At 67.5% G+C, this 18456-nt stretch carries 16 protein-coding genes; 9 read left to right on the top strand and 7 right to left on the bottom strand.

The window, feature by feature from the left end; all coding sequences use genetic code 11:
* Positions 1-800: 800 nt before the first annotated feature.
* The 4 genes from JQ639_RS35730 (at position 801) to JQ639_RS26740 (ending at position 4604) form a co-directional block, all read left to right on the top strand.
* Complete coding sequence (locus tag JQ639_RS35730) at positions 801-1781, top strand: OmpA family protein (RefSeq protein WP_349644572.1); 981 nt, start codon at positions 801-803, stop codon at positions 1779-1781.
* Between the two features lie 105 nt (positions 1782-1886).
* Entirely contained in the window at positions 1887-2498 is a 612-nt protein-coding gene (locus tag JQ639_RS26750; RefSeq protein WP_211968562.1) for a TetR/AcrR family transcriptional regulator, read from the top strand.
* Between the two features lie 46 nt (positions 2499-2544).
* Positions 2545-3744: an MFS transporter gene (locus JQ639_RS26745; RefSeq protein ID WP_211968563.1), complete on the top strand. Its 1200-nt coding sequence runs from the start codon at positions 2545-2547 to the stop codon at positions 3742-3744.
* A gap of 77 nt (positions 3745-3821) precedes the next feature.
* Entirely contained in the window at positions 3822-4604 is a 783-nt protein-coding gene (locus JQ639_RS26740) for a class I SAM-dependent methyltransferase (protein WP_211968564.1), read from the top strand.
* Positions 4605-4935: 331 nt separating this feature from the next.
* On the opposite strand, the gene JQ639_RS26735 is transcribed toward JQ639_RS26740, so the two are convergent.
* From JQ639_RS26735 to JQ639_RS26715, 5 genes are all read right to left on the bottom strand, one after another.
* The gene (locus JQ639_RS26735) at positions 4936-6165 is read right to left on the bottom strand and encodes an argininosuccinate synthase (RefSeq protein ID WP_211968565.1); all 1230 of its coding nucleotides are present in this window, start codon (positions 6163-6165) and stop codon (positions 4936-4938) included.
* Between the two features lie 70 nt (positions 6166-6235).
* Positions 6236-6988, bottom strand: coding sequence for a phosphatase PAP2 family protein (locus JQ639_RS26730; protein WP_211968566.1), 753 nt, complete (start codon positions 6986-6988; stop codon positions 6236-6238).
* Between the two features lies 1 nt (position 6989).
* Positions 6990-7448, bottom strand: a complete 459-nt coding sequence (locus JQ639_RS26725) for a hypothetical protein (RefSeq protein ID WP_211968567.1) — start codon at positions 7446-7448, stop codon at positions 6990-6992.
* A gap of 10 nt (positions 7449-7458) precedes the next feature.
* Positions 7459-8697: a dual-specificity RNA methyltransferase RlmN gene (rlmN, locus tag JQ639_RS26720; protein WP_211969038.1), complete on the bottom strand. Its 1239-nt coding sequence runs from the start codon at positions 8695-8697 to the stop codon at positions 7459-7461.
* 206 nt (positions 8698-8903) lie between these two features.
* Positions 8904-9518: an invasion associated locus B family protein gene (locus JQ639_RS26715; RefSeq protein WP_371745167.1), complete on the bottom strand. Its 615-nt coding sequence runs from the start codon at positions 9516-9518 to the stop codon at positions 8904-8906.
* Between the two features lie 260 nt (positions 9519-9778).
* On the opposite strand from JQ639_RS26715, the gene JQ639_RS26710 reads away from it, so the two are divergent.
* Positions 9779-10753 (top strand): NADPH:quinone oxidoreductase family protein, encoded by a 975-nt coding sequence (locus JQ639_RS26710; RefSeq protein ID WP_211968568.1) that lies wholly within the window; start codon positions 9779-9781, stop codon positions 10751-10753.
* Between the two features lie 42 nt (positions 10754-10795).
* Here JQ639_RS26710 and JQ639_RS26705 read toward each other — a convergent pair whose 3' ends face one another.
* Positions 10796-11182: a YkvA family protein gene (locus JQ639_RS26705; RefSeq protein ID WP_211968569.1), complete on the bottom strand. Its 387-nt coding sequence runs from the start codon at positions 11180-11182 to the stop codon at positions 10796-10798.
* Between the two features lie 141 nt (positions 11183-11323).
* The gene (locus JQ639_RS26700; RefSeq protein WP_211968570.1) at positions 11324-11623 is read right to left on the bottom strand and encodes a 4a-hydroxytetrahydrobiopterin dehydratase; all 300 of its coding nucleotides are present in this window, start codon (positions 11621-11623) and stop codon (positions 11324-11326) included.
* A gap of 174 nt (positions 11624-11797) precedes the next feature.
* Here JQ639_RS26700 and JQ639_RS26695 point away from each other — a divergent pair, with 174 nt between their 5' ends.
* The 4 genes from JQ639_RS26695 (at position 11798) to JQ639_RS26680 (ending at position 18452) form a co-directional block, all read left to right on the top strand.
* Positions 11798-13240: a TAXI family TRAP transporter solute-binding subunit gene (locus tag JQ639_RS26695; RefSeq protein ID WP_211969040.1), complete on the top strand. Its 1443-nt coding sequence runs from the start codon at positions 11798-11800 to the stop codon at positions 13238-13240.
* Between the two features lie 124 nt (positions 13241-13364).
* Positions 13365-14936, top strand: a complete 1572-nt coding sequence (locus JQ639_RS26690) for an alkaline phosphatase D family protein (RefSeq protein WP_211968571.1) — start codon at positions 13365-13367, stop codon at positions 14934-14936.
* A gap of 234 nt (positions 14937-15170) precedes the next feature.
* Positions 15171-16997, top strand: coding sequence for a translational GTPase TypA (gene typA / locus JQ639_RS26685; RefSeq protein WP_211968572.1), 1827 nt, complete (start codon positions 15171-15173; stop codon positions 16995-16997).
* A 216-nt stretch (positions 16998-17213) separates the two neighbouring features.
* Positions 17214-18452, top strand: coding sequence for a flavin monoamine oxidase family protein (locus JQ639_RS26680; protein WP_211968573.1), 1239 nt, complete (start codon positions 17214-17216; stop codon positions 18450-18452).
* The last annotated feature ends 4 nt before the right edge of the window (positions 18453-18456 follow it).

Raw genomic sequence — 18456 nt, 5'->3', positions numbered from 1 at the left:
CGCCGCCGCCTCCCGCTGCCGCGCCGAAGGAACCTCCGCCGCCGGCCGCCGCCCCCAAGGCGCCGCCGCCCCCGCCCCCGCCGGCCGCCGCCCATCCGGTTCCGCCGGCTGGTGGCGTCGCCACGCCTGCTCCGGGCGCACCGCCCGCTGCCGGCCAGCCCCCGGGGCGCCGTCCGGAGAACGCGCCCCCGATCGCCCCGGGTGTGCGCGATGTGACCCCGCAACGCCCCGCCGGTCAGGAGGGCACACGACCGCCGGGATCTCCTGCTCCCGGAGGGGCCGCGCCTGCGACGCCGCCCTCTGGAGCGGCCACGCCAGCCCCCGGCGCGACGCCTCCGGCTGGCCAGCCGCCGCACGCCGGAGCCCCTGGAACGCCGCCGGCGCCTGGTAGCACTGGCCCGGGTACGGGCCCAGGCACCGGTCGACCGCCACAGCCGCCCGCGGGCGGCGCCCAGCCGACCCCGCCGGCAGCCCAGCCGACGGCTCCGGCCGCGCCGAACGCCACCCGTCCGCCCGGCGGGCCCGGGCAACCGCCGACCGCTGGAACACCTCCCGCACCGGGCACGCCCGGTACGCCGGGAACACCTGGTGCTCCGGGTGCTCCTGGTGCTGCCGGGACCCCTGGCGGGCCAGGCGGTCCTGGTGGCGCAGGTGCCCCTGGTGGCCCCGGCGGAGCTGGTGGTCCTGGCGGAGCCGGTGGACCGGGAGGCCCGCGCGCGGGCTTCCAGCGTCCGCCCGGCCTGCCGCCGGGAACGCCCCCGTCTGCGCCCGCGCCGACCGTCGCCGCGCCGCTGCCGGCCGTGGCACCGCCCCCGGCAACCCCGCTGCCTGCCAACGGACCGCCCCCCGGCGGCGGCCGTATCGAGGACTTCCGTGCCCAGCGGCAGCAGACCATGGAAGGCGGACGGACCATCATCCGCGAGCCCGGCCGTGTCATTGTCGAGGATCCCAGCGGCCAGGCGTTCATCCGCCACGACGAACTCGATCGCTTCCGCTACGGCGCCCGCGATGTCGAGGTGCGGCGTGACGGTGCGGACACCCGCACGGTCATCATCCGGCCGGACGGGAGTCAGATCATCACGATCACCGATCGCGATGGCGGACTGCTGCGCCGCATCCGTCGCGATCGCGACGGCCGCGAGATCATCATCATCGACAACACCTACCGCGATCCGGCTGCCGTCGGCGGCTTCTATGTCATGCTGCCGCCGCCGGTGCTGACCATCCCGCCGGATCGCTACATCGTCGAGGCGGAGCGCGCGCCGCCGGAGGTGATCTACGACACGCTGATCGCACCACCCGTGGAGCGCATCGAGCGCCGCTACTCGCTCGACGAGATCCGCTACAGTCCCTCGGTGCGCCAGCGCATGCCGAGCATCGACCTCGACACCATCAACTTCGACATCGGATCGGCGGACATCTCGCCGGACCAGGCGGCGAAGCTGCAGGCGATCGCCGATGGCCTCAACCGGGCGATCTCGCGAAACCCGCGCGAGGTGTTCCTGATCGAAGGCCACACCGATGCAACCGGCAACAACGTCGACAACCTGTCGCTGTCGGACCGCCGTGCGGAATCCGCGGCGAACCTGCTGACCCAGCAGTTCCAGGTGCCGGCGGAAAACCTGACGTCGCAGGGCTATGGCTCGCAGTATCTGAAGATCTCGACCGATGGGCCGGAGCGTCAGAACCGCCGCGTCACCATCCGCCGCATCACGCCGCTGCTCACCGGCAACAACAGCAGCCTGCCGCCGCCGCCTCCCGGCGTCGCACCGCCGCGCTGAGCAGGCGACCACACCACACGGCAATGGCCGGGACCCAAGGTCCCGGCCATTGTTTTTTGGCGTGCCCTCTTGATTTGGAAATGATCATTTCCTAATTTACGGCGCATGTCGCAGACCCTGCCCGAAACACACCGATCGCCCGGCCGTCCCCGCGAGTTCGATATCGACGCGGCGCTGGACAAGGCCGTGCGGGTGTTTCGCGAGCGCGGCTACCATGCCACCTCGATCGGCGATCTCAGCGAAGCCATGCAGCTCGCGGCCGGCAGCATCTACAAGGCGTTCAAGGACAAGCGCGCCGTGTTCCTCGCCGCATTCGACCGCTACAGCGCCCAGCGCTCGGCACAGGTGCGGGCAGCCGCCGCCGGCACCGACAGCGGCCACGAACGGCTGCGCCGCGTACTCGCGTCCTACCTCGAAGCTTCCCAAGGGATCGAGGGCCGGCGCGGCTGCCTCGTGGTCGGCAGCACCATCGAGCTCGCCGCGCTCGACGACGACGTGGCCGCGCGCGTCTCCGCCGCGCTCAAGGCCAATGAAGCGCTGCTCGCCGGCCTGATACGCGAAGGACAGGCTGACGGCTCGATTTCCGCACACGTCAACCCCGCCGCCACCGCACGCCTGCTGGTCTGCATGACGCAGGGCATGCGCGTCGTCGGCAAGGCGAAGACCCCTCTTCCCAGTGCTGCGCTGCTCGATGTTGCGATGAAGCTCGTCGCCTGAACGGCCGCCCCGCCGCCAACTCTCACTCTCTCCTGAAAGTCCTCCGATGACGATCGCCGCCACGACCGACACCCCTGCCCCGCGCCCTGAAACCATCACATCCGGACTGACCTTCCTTCTGGCGCTGGCGTGCGGCCTTGTCGCCGCCAACATCTATTATGCCCAGCCACTGATCGCACCGATCAGTGCCGACCTCGGCCTGCCGCTCGCCGTCGCCGGACTGATCGTGACCATGACCCAGGTCGGCTACGTGACGGGACTGCTGCTGCTGGTGCCGCTCGGTGACCTCGTCGAAAATCGCCGGCTGATCTGCACCGTGCTCGGCGTCGGCGCTTTGGCGCTCGCGGGGGCGGCCTGTTCGACGCGGCCGTTGCCGTTCCTGGCGGCGGCGCTGTTTATCGGCCTCGGTTCGGTCGCGGTACAGATCATGATCCCCTACGCCGCCCACCTCGCGCCGGAGGCGACGCGCGGCCGCGTGGTCGGCAACGTCAGCACCGGGCTGATGATCGGCATCATGCTGGCGCGGCCGGTGGCGAGCGCCATCACCGCAGCCTCATCCTGGCACGTCGTGTTCGCGGCGTCGGCCGCCGTCATGGTCGTCCTCGCGCTGGTGCTGCATCGCGCGCTGCCGCGCCGCGCCCCGGTGGCCCGCCTGCACTACGGCCAGCTGCTGCTGTCGATGGGCCACCTCGTGCGCACCACGCCGGTGCTGCGGCGGCGCGCGCTGTATCAGGCGGCCCTGTTCGGCGCGTTCAGCCTGTTCTGGACGGTGATCCCGCTGCTGCTGGCGAGCCCGGCCTTCGGCCTGTCCCAGCGCGGCATCGCGTTGTTTGCACTCGTCGGCGTCTCCGGCGTGATCGCTGCGCCGCTCGCCGGCCGGATCGCCGACCGCGGCTTCGGCCGCATTGCCACCATGGTGGCGATGCTGGCGGTGGCGCTGGCTTTCCTGATCACCCACATCGCCGAGCAGGGATCGACGCTCGCGCTGGCGCTGCTGGTGGTGTCGGCGATCCTGGTGGACTTCGGCGTTCAGGGCAATGTCGTGATCGGCTTCCGCGCCATCTTCGTCCTCGGGCCGGAATTCCGCAGCCGCCTCAATGGCCTCTACATGGCCACCTTCTTTGCCGCCGGCGCGCTCGGCTCGGCGGTCGGCGGCTGGGCTTTCGCTCATGGCGGTTGGACGCTGGCATCGTGGATCGGTTTCGCAATGCCCGTCGCGGCACTGGTCTATCTCTCCACCGAATAGGCGCGCTCCCGCCGTTGTGACTGTCCCCGCGCGCGCAGGCGGCCTATGAGGCTGTCGCACCCAACCGGAGGCTGGTCATGACGGAGGCAACGCCCGACATTCATCACGCGGCGAAGGACGGCTTCGCCGCCAGGGCCGACCACTACGTGCGCGGCCGGCCGGATTATCCGGCGGCGATCGGGCCGTGGCTCACCGGGCGCCTCGGCCTGCGCACCGGCACCGCCGCGCTCGACCTCGGCGCCGGCACCGGCAAATTCACCGCCTATCTTGCGAACACCGGCGCCCGCGTCATCGCCATCGAACCGGTGGCGGAAATGCGCGCGCGGCTTTTGCAGACGCTGCCCGACGTCGACGCCCGCGCCGGCACCGCGGAAGCGATCCCGCTGCCCGACGCCTCCGTCGATGTCGTGACCTGCGCCCAGGCGTTCCACTGGTTCGCGACGCCGGCGGCGCTCGACGAAATTCACCGCGTGCTGAAGCCCGGCGGCCGGCTCGGCCTGATCTGGAATGTGCGCGACGAGAGCGTGCCGTGGATCGCGCAGCTCACCCGCATCATCAATCAACACGAGGGCGACGCACCGCGTTACGCCAGCGGTGCGTGGCGGCGCGTGTTTCCCCATCACGGCTTCGGCCCGTTGCAGGAGGACGTCTTCCACCACGGCCACACCGGCGCGCCGGAAGACGTCGTCATCAACCGCGTGCGCTCGACCAGCTTCATCGCCGCACTGCCGGCGGAGGAGGAGGCGAAGGTGGTGGCGCAGCTGCGCGCCCTGATCGCCGCCGAGCCGTCACTCGCCGGCAAGGACGAGGTGACCGTGCCCTACTCGACGTCGGCGTTCAGTACAGAGAAGATTGGATGAGGGCTTCCTCATCCTGAGAGTCCGAGTGCAAGAAACGTTAGACGACAGTCGTATAACTGTCCTTTCGGCTTTTCTCTGTCGTGGCCGGGCTTGTCCCGCAAGTCGGATATATCCGACTTGCGCTCTTTTAGGACGCAACTCGGCATAGCCGAGTTGCTATGCGCTCCGCTCAGGAACGCAGTGCCTTCCTTGCCGGGGTCGCCGGGACATGGCCAGCGACGACAAATACTGAAGTCGTGCTTTTCCAATCAGGAGACTATCCCAAAACGTCAATGCCCGGCACATGGCCGGGCATTGGAAACGCAGACGTTCGGAACGTCGCACGAAGCGCTTACAGCCCCAGCTTCTTCTTGCGCTGGCCGAGGGTGCGCAGCCGCAGCGCGTTGAGCTTGATGAAGCCCGCCGCGTCGCGATGATCGTAGGCGACGGCCCCTTCCTCGAAGGTGACGAGGTCCTGATCGTACAGCGAGTACTTGCTGTCGCGACCGACCAGGATGACGTTGCCCTTGTAGAGCTTGAGGCGGACCTGGCCGGTGACCAGCTCCTGGCTCTTGTCGATCGCCGCCTGCAGCATCTCGCGCTCGGGCGAGAACCAGAAGCCGTTGTAGATCAGCTCGGCGTACTTCGGCATCAGCTCGTCCTTGAGGTGCGCCGCGCCGCGGTCGAGCGTGATCTGCTCAATGCCGCGATGGGCGACCAGCAGGATGGTGCCGCCGGGGGTCTCGTACATGCCGCGCGACTTCATGCCGACGAAGCGGTTCTCGACGAGGTCGAGGCGGCCGATGCCATTGGCGCGGCCGAGCTCGTTGAGCTTCGCCAGCAGCGAAGCTGGCGACAGCTTGACGCCGTCGATGGCAACCGCGTCGCCCTTCTCGAAGTCGACGGTGATGTAGGTCGCCTTGTCCGGCGCCTTCTCCGGATCGATGGTGCGCGAGTAGACGTAATCGGGCACTTCCTGCGCCGGATCCTCCAGCACCTTGCCCTCGGAGGAGGCGTGCAGCAGGTTGGCATCGACCGAGAACGGTGCCTCGCCGCGCTTGTCCTTGGCGATCGGGATCTGGTGCGCCTCGGCGAAGGCGATCAGCTGCTCGCGCGAGCGCAGATCCCACTCACGCCACGGCGCGATGATGGTGATGTCGGGCTTGAGCGCGTAGTAGCCGAGCTCGAAGCGCACCTGGTCGTTGCCCTTGCCGGTGGCGCCATGAGACACAGCGTCGGCGCCGACCTTTTCGGCGATCTCGATCTGCTTCTTGGCGATCAGCGGCCGCGCGATCGAGGTGCCCAGCAGGTACTGGCCCTCATAGACCGCGTTGGCGCGGAACATCGGGAACACGTAGTCGCGGACGAATTCCTCGCGCACGTCCTCGATGAAGATGTTTTCCGGCTTGATGCCGAGCAGCAGCGCCTTCTCGCGCGCCGGCGCCAGCTCCTCGCCCTGGCCGAGGTCGGCGGTGAAGGTCACGACCTCGCAGCCATAGGTGGTCTGCAGCCACTTCAGAATGATCGAGGTGTCGAGCCCACCGGAGTAGGCGAGCACGACCTTCTTCACGTCCTTCGTCATGAAAACCCTATGGAATTTTGTCCGATCCGCGGTTCTGGCGCTGGATTTCGGCCGGACTATAGGCCAACGCTCAGCGCCGGAACACCCTCAGCCGCCACCGGTAGCCCGGCATCGCCCACCGGGTCAACGCCGCATCGATCGCCTCGTCGGTCCAGCGCGCCGCCGCCCAGCGGTAGATCAGGGCATGGAAGATCCAGGCAACGAAGAACGCCACGAGGCCCGACACCAGCACGTCGGTCAGGAAGTGGCCGCCGAACGCCATCCGCAGGCCGCCGGTGGCGAAGCCGAACGCGGTGGCGGCGACATAGGCCACCGGCCGCCACGGCGCCGGCGCCAGCGCTGCCGGGGCGTAAGTCCAGAACGCGGTCACCCCCTCGCCGGAGAAGAACGAGCAGTTCTTGCGGCATTCGCCGGTCGGATCGTACCAGGGCTTGAAGGCCCAGGGCCCACCGAACTCGGTGACCATCACCGGGCGCGGCCGCCCCCAATGGCTCTTGAAGGTGAGGTTCGACAGAACGCCCGCCGACAGGATGATGGTGATCAGGATGAACGCGACGGTGCGGCCCCGCACCAGCAGCGGCTTGTCCGGCCGGATGAACTTGACCACGACGGCGATGATCGAGGGCACGGCAAAGGCCCAGGCGATCCACATCGCCGCATCCCGCAGGAAGTTGGCGATCGGGATCGACTTCACGGGAAATGATTTCGTTGCGGGATCGTAGAACCAAGCCGCGACGGTGAGATCGAGCTCGGGATGGGAGCCGAACACGACGACGAAGACGAGCGTCAGCGCGAGCGCGATGTAAAGTCCGGTGCGATTCATGTCAGGGGGCCGTTGGACGTTCGGGCGGCGGACTGCGCCAGGCGCCGGCGTTGCGGCCGGCGATCAGCCAGTAGACGAAGCCGGCGACGATGCCGGCGCCGGTCAGGACCTCGAGCTCGCGGCGGATGATGCCGACGAACGACATCGAGGTGGTGTCGAACGGCACGAGACTGAGATAGCAGGCCGCGCCGACGACGGCGCCGCCGAGGGCATAGACCACGAGACTGCGGATCGCGAACGCCTCGGTGATCAGCGCCACGATCATCGCCGGCAGCAGTGCGAATCCGCTGATGAAGATGAAGCCGAAGGTGGCGATCAGCGACATGGTGGTGTCGTCGAGGCCGAGATTGACATCACTCCATTCCGGCATCAGCACCGCGGCGATCACCACCGCGGCGGCGGCCAAACTCGCAGCGAAGAAGCCGACGAAGATGACAATGATGCGGACGAGCAGCGCCATCAGAGGCCGCTCAGTCCGTCATCGCCATGGCGCGCAGCGCCTGACGCTCGCGCGCCGACAGCTTCTCGGTCTCGGACTTGAGCTGGCCGCAAGCCGCGAGGATATCGCGGCCGCGCGGCGTGCGCACCGGCGAGGAGTAGCCGGCATTGAAGACGTATTCGGAAAACTTCTCGATCTGGTCCCAGTCCGAGCATTCATACGTGCTGCCCGGCCAGGGATTGAAGGGAATGAGATTGATCTTGGCCGGAATGCCCTTGAGCAGTTTCACCAGCAGCCGCGCATCGTCGAGCGAATCGTTGACGCCCTTGAGCATCACATACTCGAAGGTGATGCGGCGGGCGTTGGAGACGCCGGGATAGTTGCGGCAGGCTTCCAGCAGCTCGGCGATCGGGTACTTGCGGTTCAGCGGCACCAGCTCGTCGCGCAGCTCGTCGCGCACCGCGTGCAGCGAGATCGCCAGCATGACGCCGATCTCGTCGCCGGTGCGGGCGATGTTCGGCACCACGCCCGAGGTCGACAGCGTGATGCGGCGGCGCGACAGGCCGATGCCCTCGTTGTCGGACACGATCAGCAGCGCATCGCGCACCGCGTCGAAATTGTACAGCGGCTCGCCCATGCCCATCATCACGATGTTGGTGACGAGGCGGTTGCCGTTCGGCGTCTCGCGGTCGACCCAGTCGTTGAGGCGATCGCGCGCCACCATCACCTGGCCGACGATCTCGCCGGCGGTGAGGTTGCGCACCAGCCGCTGCGTACCGGTGTGACAGAACGAACAGTTGAGCGTGCAGCCGACCTGCGAGGACACGCACAGCGTGCCGCGATCGGTCTCGGGGATGTAGACGCACTCGACCTCGTGCGGCCGCTCGGCGGCATGGCCGCTCGGCAGGCGCAGCAGCCACTTGCGGGTGCCGTCATTGGAGATCTGCTCGGCGACGACCTCGGGCCGCGCCACGGTGAAATGCCCGTCGAGCCTGGCGCGAATGTCCTTCGAGACGTCGGACATGTCGTCGAAGCTCTGGGCGCCGCGGACGTACATCCAGCGCCACAGCTGCTGGGCGCGCATCTTGCGCTGCTTTTCCGGCACCCCGAGATCGCCCAGCCGGTCCATCAACTCGGCCCGCGACAGCCCGATCAGCGACGGCTTGTCGGGTGCGACATAGGCTTCGAGCGGCGTCTTCTCGACAAGGGTGCCGGCGCGCGACGGCCCACGCGCGTGGGGGGCGCGCGACGATCCGGCATCTGGCGGCATCTGGGTCATCCGAAGTCTCTGATCCTGCGGCGGCCACCGGCCGCTCGTCCCTGGCGCGCGACGTGAGGCGCCCCTGCCCGGCGGACAGGCCAAGCGCCGGCGGAACCCGCCCGCGGCGGCCTTCCTTTACCCCGAAACACCCGCTGCAGATAGCGGTTTTCTGCAATTCTGCAACCGGTTCCACCCGACCGGGGCGGAGCCGGCGCTCAGCGCCGGCATTCCTGGGCCAGGCGGTCGAGCGCCTGCGAGAGGCCCTTGAGCGAGAACGTGTCCGTGGTCTCGGTGCCCTTGGCCGACACCGCCTTGACCGTGACGTCGGTACCGCGCCGCAGCGCCTCGACCATGCGCTCCTCTTCCGCGGCGTTCTTGATCCAGAGCCCGTCGCCCTGGGTGTACATCGCATAGCGCGCGCCGCCGACCTCCAGGGTCGATTCCGAACCCGGCTTCACCTGGTAGCCGATCATCACCGAGACCTCGTTGACGACCTTCTCCGCCGGTCGCGTCGACACGAACACGTAGGCCGGATCGCGCGGGCGATTCGCCGGATGGGTCTTCGACGACGACGGCCTCGCGAGCGCGAAGCAGACCTTCTTGCCGCTCGGCAGCGCGGTGTAGGCGCCCCACGTTCCGAACTGGCCGACCAGTGTCGGCTCGGCGCCGCCGATGCTCGGCGGCTTCGCTTCGGGCTTGCTCGCCGTCGACTTCGCCGCCGCTTTCGATTTCGAGCTCTGCGCCAGCGCCGCGTGCGAGATCGCCACGCACAGCGCACCCGACAGCAGCATCGTCACCGAACGTGTTGCCAGGGATTGCCGCTTCAACATGATCGAGCCTCGCTTGCAGATGTGCGGATCGCGGCCGTCGGCGGATTGGCCCCACGATCCGCCAGCGCTGCGATTGATGATCCGTGATTGATATTCCGACTCTTGGAATAACCGGGAAATGCCTGTTTGGGAAGCAGGTTGCGACGAACCGCGCGCGTTCGCAAGATCACGCAGCGCGCGTGAATCAGATTGTCGCACGGCCTCAAATCCGCCATGAAGAATGCAGGTTGAATCATCGTCCTCTCGATCAGGTGTCTGCCATGAAAGCCATTCTGTGTTCTCAGTACTGCGGCCCCGACGACCTCGTGCTGGCGGATGTGCCTGATCCGGTCGCCGCGCCCGGCGAGGTGGTGATCGCGATCAAGGCAGCAGCGCTGAACTTCTTCGACCTGCTGATGATTCAGGGCAAGTACCAGATCAAGCCGCCGTTCCCGTTCTCGCCTGCGGCGGAAGTCGCCGGCATGATCGAGAGCGTCGGGGACGGCGTCACCGATCTCAAGGTCGGCGATCGCGTCGTCGCGTCCGTCGGACACAACGGCGCGCGCGAGAAGGTCGCGGTGCCGGCGATGCAGGCGGTGAAGATTCCCGACAACCTCGATTACGACCGCGCCGCCGGCATCATCATCATCTACGGTACCGCGCTGCATGCACTGGAAGATCGCGCACGGCCGAAGCCTGGCGAAACGCTGGCCGTGCTCGGCGCCGCCGGCGGCACCGGCCTCGCGGCCTGCGAACTCGGCAAGCTGATGGGCCTGAAGGTGATCGCCTGCGCCTCGTCCGACGAGAAGCTTGCGTTTGCCAAACAGCACGGCGCCGAGCTGACGCTCAATTACGCCAAGGACGATCTCAAGGAGGGCCTCAAGCAGCTCACCGGCGGCAAGGGCGTCGACATCGTGTTCGATCCGGTCGGCGGCAGCTACGCCGAGGCGGCGCTGCGCTCGGTGGCATGGGAAGGCCGCTTCCTGGTGATCGGCTTCGCGGCGGGCGACATTCCGAAGATCCCGCTCAACCTCGCGCTGCTCAAGGGCTGCGATATCCGCGGCGTGTTCTGGGGCGCCTGGGCGCGGCTCAACCCGGAGAAGAACCGCGCCAACCTGCAAAAGCTCGTGCAGTGGACCGCCGAGGGCAAGATCTCCTCGCATGTCGACCGCACCTTCCCCCTGGCGCAGACCGCCGAAGCGCTGAAGGTTCTCGCCGGCCGCCAGGCCATGGGCAAGGTGATCCTGCATCCGTGATCGGATGCAGCACGCATCGGTCGCCAGGCGCGGCCGATGCGATCACTCCGCTGCGGACACGCTGCCGTCCTTGAGGCGCTGCAAGGCCGCACGCGCGGCCTCGCGATGATCGGGGCGAATATGGTTCGCGACCAGGCGGATCACGGTGGCGAGCACGGCGGCATCGTCGGTGAAGCCGAGCAGCGGCATGACGTCGGGAATGACATCGAACGGCAGGATGAAATAGGCGAGCGCGCCGAGCAGCGACGCCTGCACATGGCGCGGCGTCTGCCGGTCGAACGCGCAGTAGTATGCCGCCAGCAGATCCTCGGCAAACGGCAGCCGCGCCACGACCTTTCTGATCTTGGCCCAGAACTCACGACGCACGCGCGCGTGATCCCTGGCCAGCCGCTCGGCCGGCTCAAAATCAACGGTGTGTTCGCTCGTCACGGGCGGAGGACTCCTCGCATGTCGCGGTACCGGCTGCCTCCATGCCTTCGGGAACCCGAGGGCCGCAGCACGACTGCGCTGAGGTGGGGCCTGCGTCGGTCGGCCGCAAGATGACAGCCGCGCGACAAAGTCGCACCCGCTTCAGGTTCCGCGGGCCGCGATCGCGTCCATGGCGCGTGCCAGTTCGAGATCCCGCACCGTGACGCCGCCGGCATCATGGGTCGCCAGCACCACCTCGACCGTCTTGTAGACGTTGCGCCACTCGGGATGGTGGTCCCGCTTCTCGGCCTCCAGCGCCACGCGGGCCATGAAACCGAACGCCTCGCTGAAGTTGCCGAACACGAAGGTGCGGGTGATCGCATCCCGCCCCGTCACCTCGGCCCAGCCGGACAACGCCGCCAGCGCCGATGCCCGCTCCGCACCGGAGAGACGTTGAACCATCACAACCTCCTGTCGACCCTTCATTCATCTGGCCCGCTGCCGGACCGTTCCATCTTAACCCGCTTCCCGGCGTGGCCAACCGCCCGGAAAGTATCCTTGGTAACCATGCTCGCCGGGGGCCTGCCCCTGGCCCCCAAATTTGCTATAATTCTCGTCTTAATCGGGCCGATGCGGATGAACCTGAACTTCGGGCAGCTGTTTTCGCGGTCTCCGGCATCGAGCGCCCCCGAGGCGAACGCGCCGGACGCAATGCCGTTGCGTGCCCGTCGCCCGCCCAAGGGAGCCGGCATTTTCATGCCGCTGGCGGCGGCCCTGGCCATCGTGCTGGTGGTGGTCGGAGCGATCTATATCGCCATGCGCCCTGTCACCCTCAAGATCGCCGTGGGACCGCCGAACAGCGAAGACGTCAAGGTGGTGCAGGCACTGGCACACGCCTTCGCCCGCGACCGCGGCGGCTATATCCGCCTCAAGACCGTAGTGACCGAGAACGCGGTCGCCAGCGCCGCCGCGCTCGCGAACAAGAGCGTCGATCTCGCCGTGATCCGCGGCGATCTCGACGTCCCCAAGGATGCCACGAGCATCGCAGTGCTGCGCAAGAATCTCGTGGTGCTGTGGGTGCCGCCCGCCGCCAAGGGCAAGAAGAAGAGCGCGATCAAGAAAATCCAGAACCTGGCCGGCCATCGCATCGGCGTGATCGGCAAGACGCCAGCCAACGTCAACCTGCTCAACGTCATCCTGCGCCAGTACGGCGTCGATCCCGCCAAGGTCGAGGTCGTTCAGTTCTCCACCAGCGAGGTCGCCGAGGCGGTGCGGACCCAGAAGGTCGACGCCTTCCTTGCCGCAGGGCCGCTCAACAGCAAGGTGACGATGGACGCGCTGGCCGCATCGCAACGCGACGGCGGCGAGCCCACGTTCCTCGCCATCGACGCCGCCGATGCCATCGCCCAGAACGTTCCGGCCTATGATGCCGCCGAAATTCCCGCCGGCGCCCTCGGCGGCGTGCCGCCGCGCCCGGACGACGAGATCAAGACCATCAGCTTCTCGCACCACATCGTGGCGCGCAAATCGCTGTCGGAGACCACCGCCGCGATGCTGACGCGCCAGATCTTCGCGGTGCGCCAGAACCTCATCACCGAAGTGCCGGCAGCCTCCAAGATCGAGACGCCCGACACCGACAAGGACGCCGACATCCCCGCCCATCCCGGCGCAGCCGCCTATGTCGACGGCGAGGAGAAGACGTTCCTCGACCGCTACAGCGATTTCATCTGGTGGGGCATCATGGGCCTATCCGCGATGGGTTCGCTGGGCGCCTGGTTCGCCGGCTACCTCAAGCGCGACGAGCGCCAGAACAATACCTCGCTGCGGGTACGGCTGCTGGAGATGCTGACCCAGGCGCGGCAGGCCAGCACCCACGAGGAGCTCGATGCGTTGCAGGCCGAAGCGGACGAGATTCTCAAGGATACGCTGCACTGCTATGAGGATGGCGCCATCGACGACGGTCCGCTGACCGCCTTCAACATTGCGCTCGAGCAGTTCCACACCGCCGTCGCCGATCGCCGCAGCGTGCTGGTGGCGCAACCACCGCGTGCGCCGGTGGCCCTGCGCGCGCAGGGCTGAAGGCCTTTGAACGCTTTGGCGCGCCCAGACCGCGCACGTCACCAAACTTTCACAAATTCGTTTTGAGCCTGTCAGTGCGCCTTTCCATCGTCGGGGCCGAGCCCCGCAGACTGGAGCAGCCGCCATGCCGATCCGCATTCGCCCCCTCACGCGCCGTCGCTTCCTGACCACTGCCGCAGCGACAGGCGCCGCGACCGCGTTCGGCAGTCTCGCTGCGCCCTATCTCAGCCGCGCCGCGGACCGGCCGCAGATCAGCCATGGCGTGCAGGCCGGCGACATATCCGTCGACAGCGGCGTGGTGTGGGCCCGGGCCGATCGGCCGGCGCAGCTGATGGTCGAGATCGCGACCACCGAATCGTTCAGGGACGCGCGCGCGCTGCCGCCGATCAACGCGCTGCCGGAGAGCGACTTCACCGCCAAGATGCTGGTCGAGAACCTGCCGTCCGACCAGACCATCTTCTATCGTGCGCGCTTTCGCGACCTCTCGCACATCGACATTGTCGGCGAGCCGGTGGTCGGCCGCTTCCGCACCGCGCCGGCGAGCCGCCGCGACGTCAGCTTTGTGTGGGGTGGCGATGTCGCCGGCCAGGGCTGGGGCATCAATCCCGACGACGGCGGCATGACGTCGTTCGCCGCCATGCGCAAGCACAACCCGGACTTCTTCATCCATTCCGGCGATACCATCTACGCCGATGGCCCGATCCCCGCCGAGGTCAAGCTGCCCGACGGCAAGGTCTGGAAGAACATCACCATTCCGGAAAAGGCCAAGGTCGCCGAGACGCTCGCCGAGTACCGCGCCGCCCACAAGTACAACCTGCTCGACGACAACCTGCGCGCCTTCAACGCCGAAGTGCCGATCTTCGTACAGTGGGACGACCACGAGGTGACCAACAACTGGTCGCTGTCGAAGCAGTTGCCCGACGCCTACAAGGAACGCGACATCACACTGCTGGCGGCCCGCGCGGCGCGCGCCTTCCACGAGATGTACCCCATGCGCGAGAGCATCGTGGAGCCCGGGCGTGTCTACCGCACCATCAACTATGGCCCGCATCTCGACGTCTTCATGCTCGACGAGCGCAGCTACCGCGGTCCCAACGGCGACAATCTGCAAACGACGTATGGCCCTGACGCCTATTTCATCGGCGCCGATCAGCTCGCCTGGCTGAAGCGCGAGCTGGTGGCGTCGCGCGCGACCTGGAAGGTGATTGCGTCCGACATGCCAATCGGCATCGTGGTCTATGACGACGCCGCCAACCGCCGGGGATCGGAAGCCATCGCCCAGGGCGACGGCCCGGCGCGCGGGCGGGAACTGGAGATCGCCGACCTGCTGCGCTTCATCAAGTCGGCGGGCGTGCGCAACACCGTGTGGCTGACCGCCGACGTGCACTACGCCGCCGCGCACTACTACAACCCGGACAAGGCCCAGTTCCAGGACTTCGATCCGTTCTGGGAGTTCGTCTCCGGGCCGCTGCATGCTGGAACCTTCGGCCCCAACCCGATGGACAATACCTTCGGGCCCGAGATTCGCTTCATCAAGGCCCCCGGCGCCGACCGCCAGAACCTGCCGCCATCGGCCGGAATGCAGTTCTTCGGCCATGTCCGGATCGAGGGAACGACCGGCCAGATGACGGTCACCCTGCGGGACCGGGCCGATACCGACCTGTGGTCGGTCACCCTGGACCCGAAAACGGCCTGAAAATGCCCCCAAAGCCCCCGAATCGGGCTCTTTTTTGCTGGTGGCGCCAATTGTCTTTCGTCGAATTCCGACTATATTGCGCCGCAACGCGTGAGAGTGCCCGGTTCGGACAGAGCCGGGCACCGCCTTTTTCAGGCTCCCTTTCGCCGGAACAGGCTTCGGCAGACCGGATGGCCATCGACGCCCCCTCATCTCACGCCCCTGCGTTTCGAAGAGCTGAAAGAATAGACGCCCATGAATATGCGCAACGTCGCCATCATCGCTCACGTCGACCATGGCAAGACCACCCTCGTCGACAAGCTGCTGCAGCAGTCCGGCACCTTCCGTGACAACCAGAAGGTCACCGAGCGTGCGATGGACTCCAACGACATCGAACGCGAGCGTGGCATCACCATCCTCGCCAAAGCGGCGTCGGTGCAGTGGAAGGACACCCGCATCAACATCGTCGACACCCCCGGCCACGCCGACTTCGGCGGCGAGGTCGAGCGCATCCTGAACATGGTGGACGGTGCGCTGGTGCTGGTCGACGCCGCCGAAGGCCCGCTGCCGCAAACCAAGTTCGTGGTGTCCAAGGCGCTCAAGGTCGGCCTCAAGCCGATCGTCGTCATCAACAAGGTTGACCGTCCCGACGCCCGCCCGACCGAAGTCATCAACGAGGTGTTCGACCTGTTCGCGGCGCTCGACGCCACCGAAGAGCAGCTCGACTTCCCGATCCTGTACGGTTCGGCCAAGCAGGGCTGGATGGCCGAGAGCTACGAGGGTCCGCAGGATCAGGGCATGCAGCCGCTGTTCGACCTCGTCCTGCGCCATGTGCCGCCGCCGACCGTCGAAGAAGGTCCGTTCCGCATGATCGGCACCATCCTCGAGGCCAACCCCTATCTCGGCCGCATCATTACCGGCCGCATCTCCTCGGGCACGATCAAGCCGAACCAGGCGATCAAGGTGCTGGCCGGCGACGGCAAGCTGATCGAGCAGGGCCGCATTTCCAAGATCCTGGCGTTCCGCGGCCTCGAGCGCGTGCCACTGGATGAGGCCGAGGCGGGCGACATCGTCGCCATCGCCGGCCTCAGCAAGGGCACCGTCGCCGACACCTTCTGCGACCCGCTGGTCGATACCCCGCTGGTGACGCAGCCGATCGATCCGCCGACCGTGTCGATGTCGTTCATCGTCAACAACTCGCCGCTCGCCGGCACCGAAGGTGACAAGGTCACCAGCCGCATGATCCGCGACCGCCTGATGCGCGAGGCCGAGGGCAACGTGGCGTTGCGCGTGGTGGAAGCCTCCGACAAGGACTCCATGGAGGTGTCGGGCCGCGGTGAATTGCAGCTCGCCATCCTGATCGAGAACATGCGCCGCGAGGGCTTCGAGCTGTCAGTGTCGCGTCCGCGCGTCGTGCTGCAGAAGGACGATGCCGGCCAGTGGCTGGAGCCGATCGAAGAGGTCGTCATCGACGTCGACGAGGAGCACTCCGGTGTCGTCGTGCAGAAGATGAGCGAGCGCAAGGCCGAGATGATCGAGATGCGCCCGTCCGGCGGCAATCGCCTGCGGCTGGTGTTCTACGCTCCGACCCGCGGCCTCATCGGTTATCAGGGCGAACTGCTCACCGACACCCGCGGCACCGCGATCATGAACCGCCTGTTCCACGGCTATGGGCCGTACAAGGGCGAGATCGCCGGCCGTCGCAACGGCGTCCTGATCTCCAACGACCAGGGCGAAGCCGTGGCCTACGCCATGTTCAAGCTCGAAGACCGCGGCCCGATGATGATCGAGCCGGGCTGGAAGGTCTATCGCGGCATGATCGTGGGCGAGCACACCCGCGACAACGACCTCGAGATCAACGTGCTCAAGGGCAAGCAGCTCACCAACATCCGCACGACGTCCAAGGATGAAGCGGTGCGGCTGACCCCGCCGATCCGCATGACCCTGGAGAAGGCGCTGTCCTACATCGAGGACGACGAGCTTGTCGAAGTGACGCCGAAGTCGATCCGGCTGCGCAAGAAGCATCTCGATCCGAACGAGCGCAAGCGCGCCGAGAAGAGCAAGGAAGCGCTGGCCGGCTGACCTTCGCCGCCAGGTCCGACATCCGGACGCCGTCTCACCCGAAATTGATCGCGGTGAGGCGGCGTTTTCGTTTCAGGAATCGTGTTTGCGGAGGCGGGTTCATCCTCTCCCTGTCGCGGGAGCGCTGCCGGGAACGCGACAGGCCGGCATCCTTGACCTCCCGGACGGCTCTCAGGTAGGCGTGGCGGGCCTGCAGCAAGGTTCGGAGCGCGTCCTTTGAGTCTCCCCCACCATGTGGATGTCGCGATCATCGGCGCCGGCGCAGCCGGGCTGGCGGCGGCGCGGACGCTGGAACACACCGGTCTCTCGGTGCTGATCCTGGAGGGGCGCGACCGCATCGGCGGCCGCAGCCACACCATGACGCTGGCTGGCGATATCCCGTTCGATCTCGGCTGCGAGTGGCTGCATTCGGCGGACAAGAACACGTTCGTGCCGATCGCGCGCGAGCTCGGCTTCGCCATCAACACCAGCCGGCCGCGCTGGCGCGAGCAGACCTTCAATGTCGGCTTCGCACCCGATCGCCGCGCCGCCTTCACCGCGGCAATCGATGCGTTCTACGACCGCGCGGAGGCCGCCGCGCGCCTGCCGCAGGACAGCGCGGCAAGCGACTGGCTCCTGCCCGGCGATCCTTGGAATCCGCTGATGCACGCGATCTCGACCTATGTGAACGGGTGCGAGCTCGACCGCGTCTCGATCTACGACATGGACGCTTACGAGGACACCGAGGTCAACTGGCGCCTCGCCCGCGGCTACGGTGCGCTGATCGCCGCCTATGGTGCCCGCTGCCCGGTCGCGCTCGATGCCGCGGTGACGCTGATCGACCATGCCGGCACGACCGTTCGCATCGAGACCGTGCGCGGTACGCTGACCGCGGACAGGGTGATCGTCACCGCGCCGACCACCCTGCTCGCCCGCGAGTCCATCCGCTTCTCGCCGGCGCTGCCGGACAAGGTTGCGGCAGCCGCAGGCCTGCCGCTTGGCGTCGACGACAAGGTGATGCTGGCGCTCGACGGCGACAGCGATCTGCCGGCCGACGGCCATCTCTACGCCGCGACCGACCGCGCCGGCATCGGCAGCTATCACCTGCGCCCGATGGGCTTATCCTGCATCTCCGGCTTCTTCGGCGGCAGCTACGCCCGCGCGCTCGAAGACGCCGGCGACGGCGCGCTGGCCGCGCAGGCGATCGATGACATCGTGGCGCTGCTCGGCTCCGACTATCGCCGCCGGCTGCGGCCGCTCGCCGCGTCGCGCTGGGCGAACGATCCTTTCGCGCTCGGCGCCTACTCGCATGCCCTGCCGGGCCACGCCGGCGACCGCGCCATTCTTGCCGCGCCTGTCGACGGTCGGCTGTTTTTCGCCGGCGAAGCAACGTCGCCGAACTTCTTTTCGACCGCCCACGGTGCCCGCGACAGCGGCGAGCGCGCAGCGCGGGAAGTGCTCGAAGCCGTGAGCTGACGGC

The organism is Bradyrhizobium sp. U87765 SZCCT0048, from assembly GCF_018131225.1.
Taxonomy (GTDB): Bacteria; Pseudomonadota; Alphaproteobacteria; order Rhizobiales; family Xanthobacteraceae; genus Bradyrhizobium_A.
Note: the sequence above shows the minus strand (reverse complement) of the source record. Positions and strands in the feature narration are given on the sequence as shown.

What these genes read in the sequence shown, in the direction of transcription:
- JQ639_RS26750 (WP_211968562.1), top strand. Translation starts at nt 1,887, where the DNA reads ATGTCGCAGACCCTGCCCGAAACACACCGATCGCCCGGCCGTCCCCGC.
- JQ639_RS26745 (WP_211968563.1), top strand. Translation starts at nt 2,545, where the DNA reads ATGACGATCGCCGCCACGACCGACACCCCTGCCCCGCGCCCTGAAACC.
- JQ639_RS26740 (WP_211968564.1), top strand. Translation starts at nt 3,822, where the DNA reads ATGACGGAGGCAACGCCCGACATTCATCACGCGGCGAAGGACGGCTTC.
- JQ639_RS26735 (WP_211968565.1), bottom strand. Translation starts at nt 6,165, where the DNA reads ATGACGAAGGACGTGAAGAAGGTCGTGCTCGCCTACTCCGGTGGGCTC.
- JQ639_RS26730 (WP_211968566.1), bottom strand. Translation starts at nt 6,988, where the DNA reads ATGAATCGCACCGGACTTTACATCGCGCTCGCGCTGACGCTCGTCTTC.
- JQ639_RS26725 (WP_211968567.1), bottom strand. Translation starts at nt 7,448, where the DNA reads ATGGCGCTGCTCGTCCGCATCATTGTCATCTTCGTCGGCTTCTTCGCT.
- rlmN (WP_211969038.1), bottom strand. Translation starts at nt 8,697, where the DNA reads ATGCCGCCAGATGCCGGATCGTCGCGCGCCCCCCACGCGCGTGGGCCG.
- JQ639_RS26715 (WP_371745167.1), bottom strand. Translation starts at nt 9,518, where the DNA reads ATGTTGAAGCGGCAATCCCTGGCAACACGTTCGGTGACGATGCTGCTG.
- JQ639_RS26710 (WP_211968568.1), top strand. Translation starts at nt 9,779, where the DNA reads ATGAAAGCCATTCTGTGTTCTCAGTACTGCGGCCCCGACGACCTCGTG.
- JQ639_RS26700 (WP_211968570.1), bottom strand. Translation starts at nt 11,623, where the DNA reads ATGGTTCAACGTCTCTCCGGTGCGGAGCGGGCATCGGCGCTGGCGGCG.
- JQ639_RS26695 (WP_211969040.1), top strand. Translation starts at nt 11,798, where the DNA reads ATGAACCTGAACTTCGGGCAGCTGTTTTCGCGGTCTCCGGCATCGAGC.
- JQ639_RS26690 (WP_211968571.1), top strand. Translation starts at nt 13,365, where the DNA reads ATGCCGATCCGCATTCGCCCCCTCACGCGCCGTCGCTTCCTGACCACT.
- typA (WP_211968572.1), top strand. Translation starts at nt 15,171, where the DNA reads ATGAATATGCGCAACGTCGCCATCATCGCTCACGTCGACCATGGCAAG.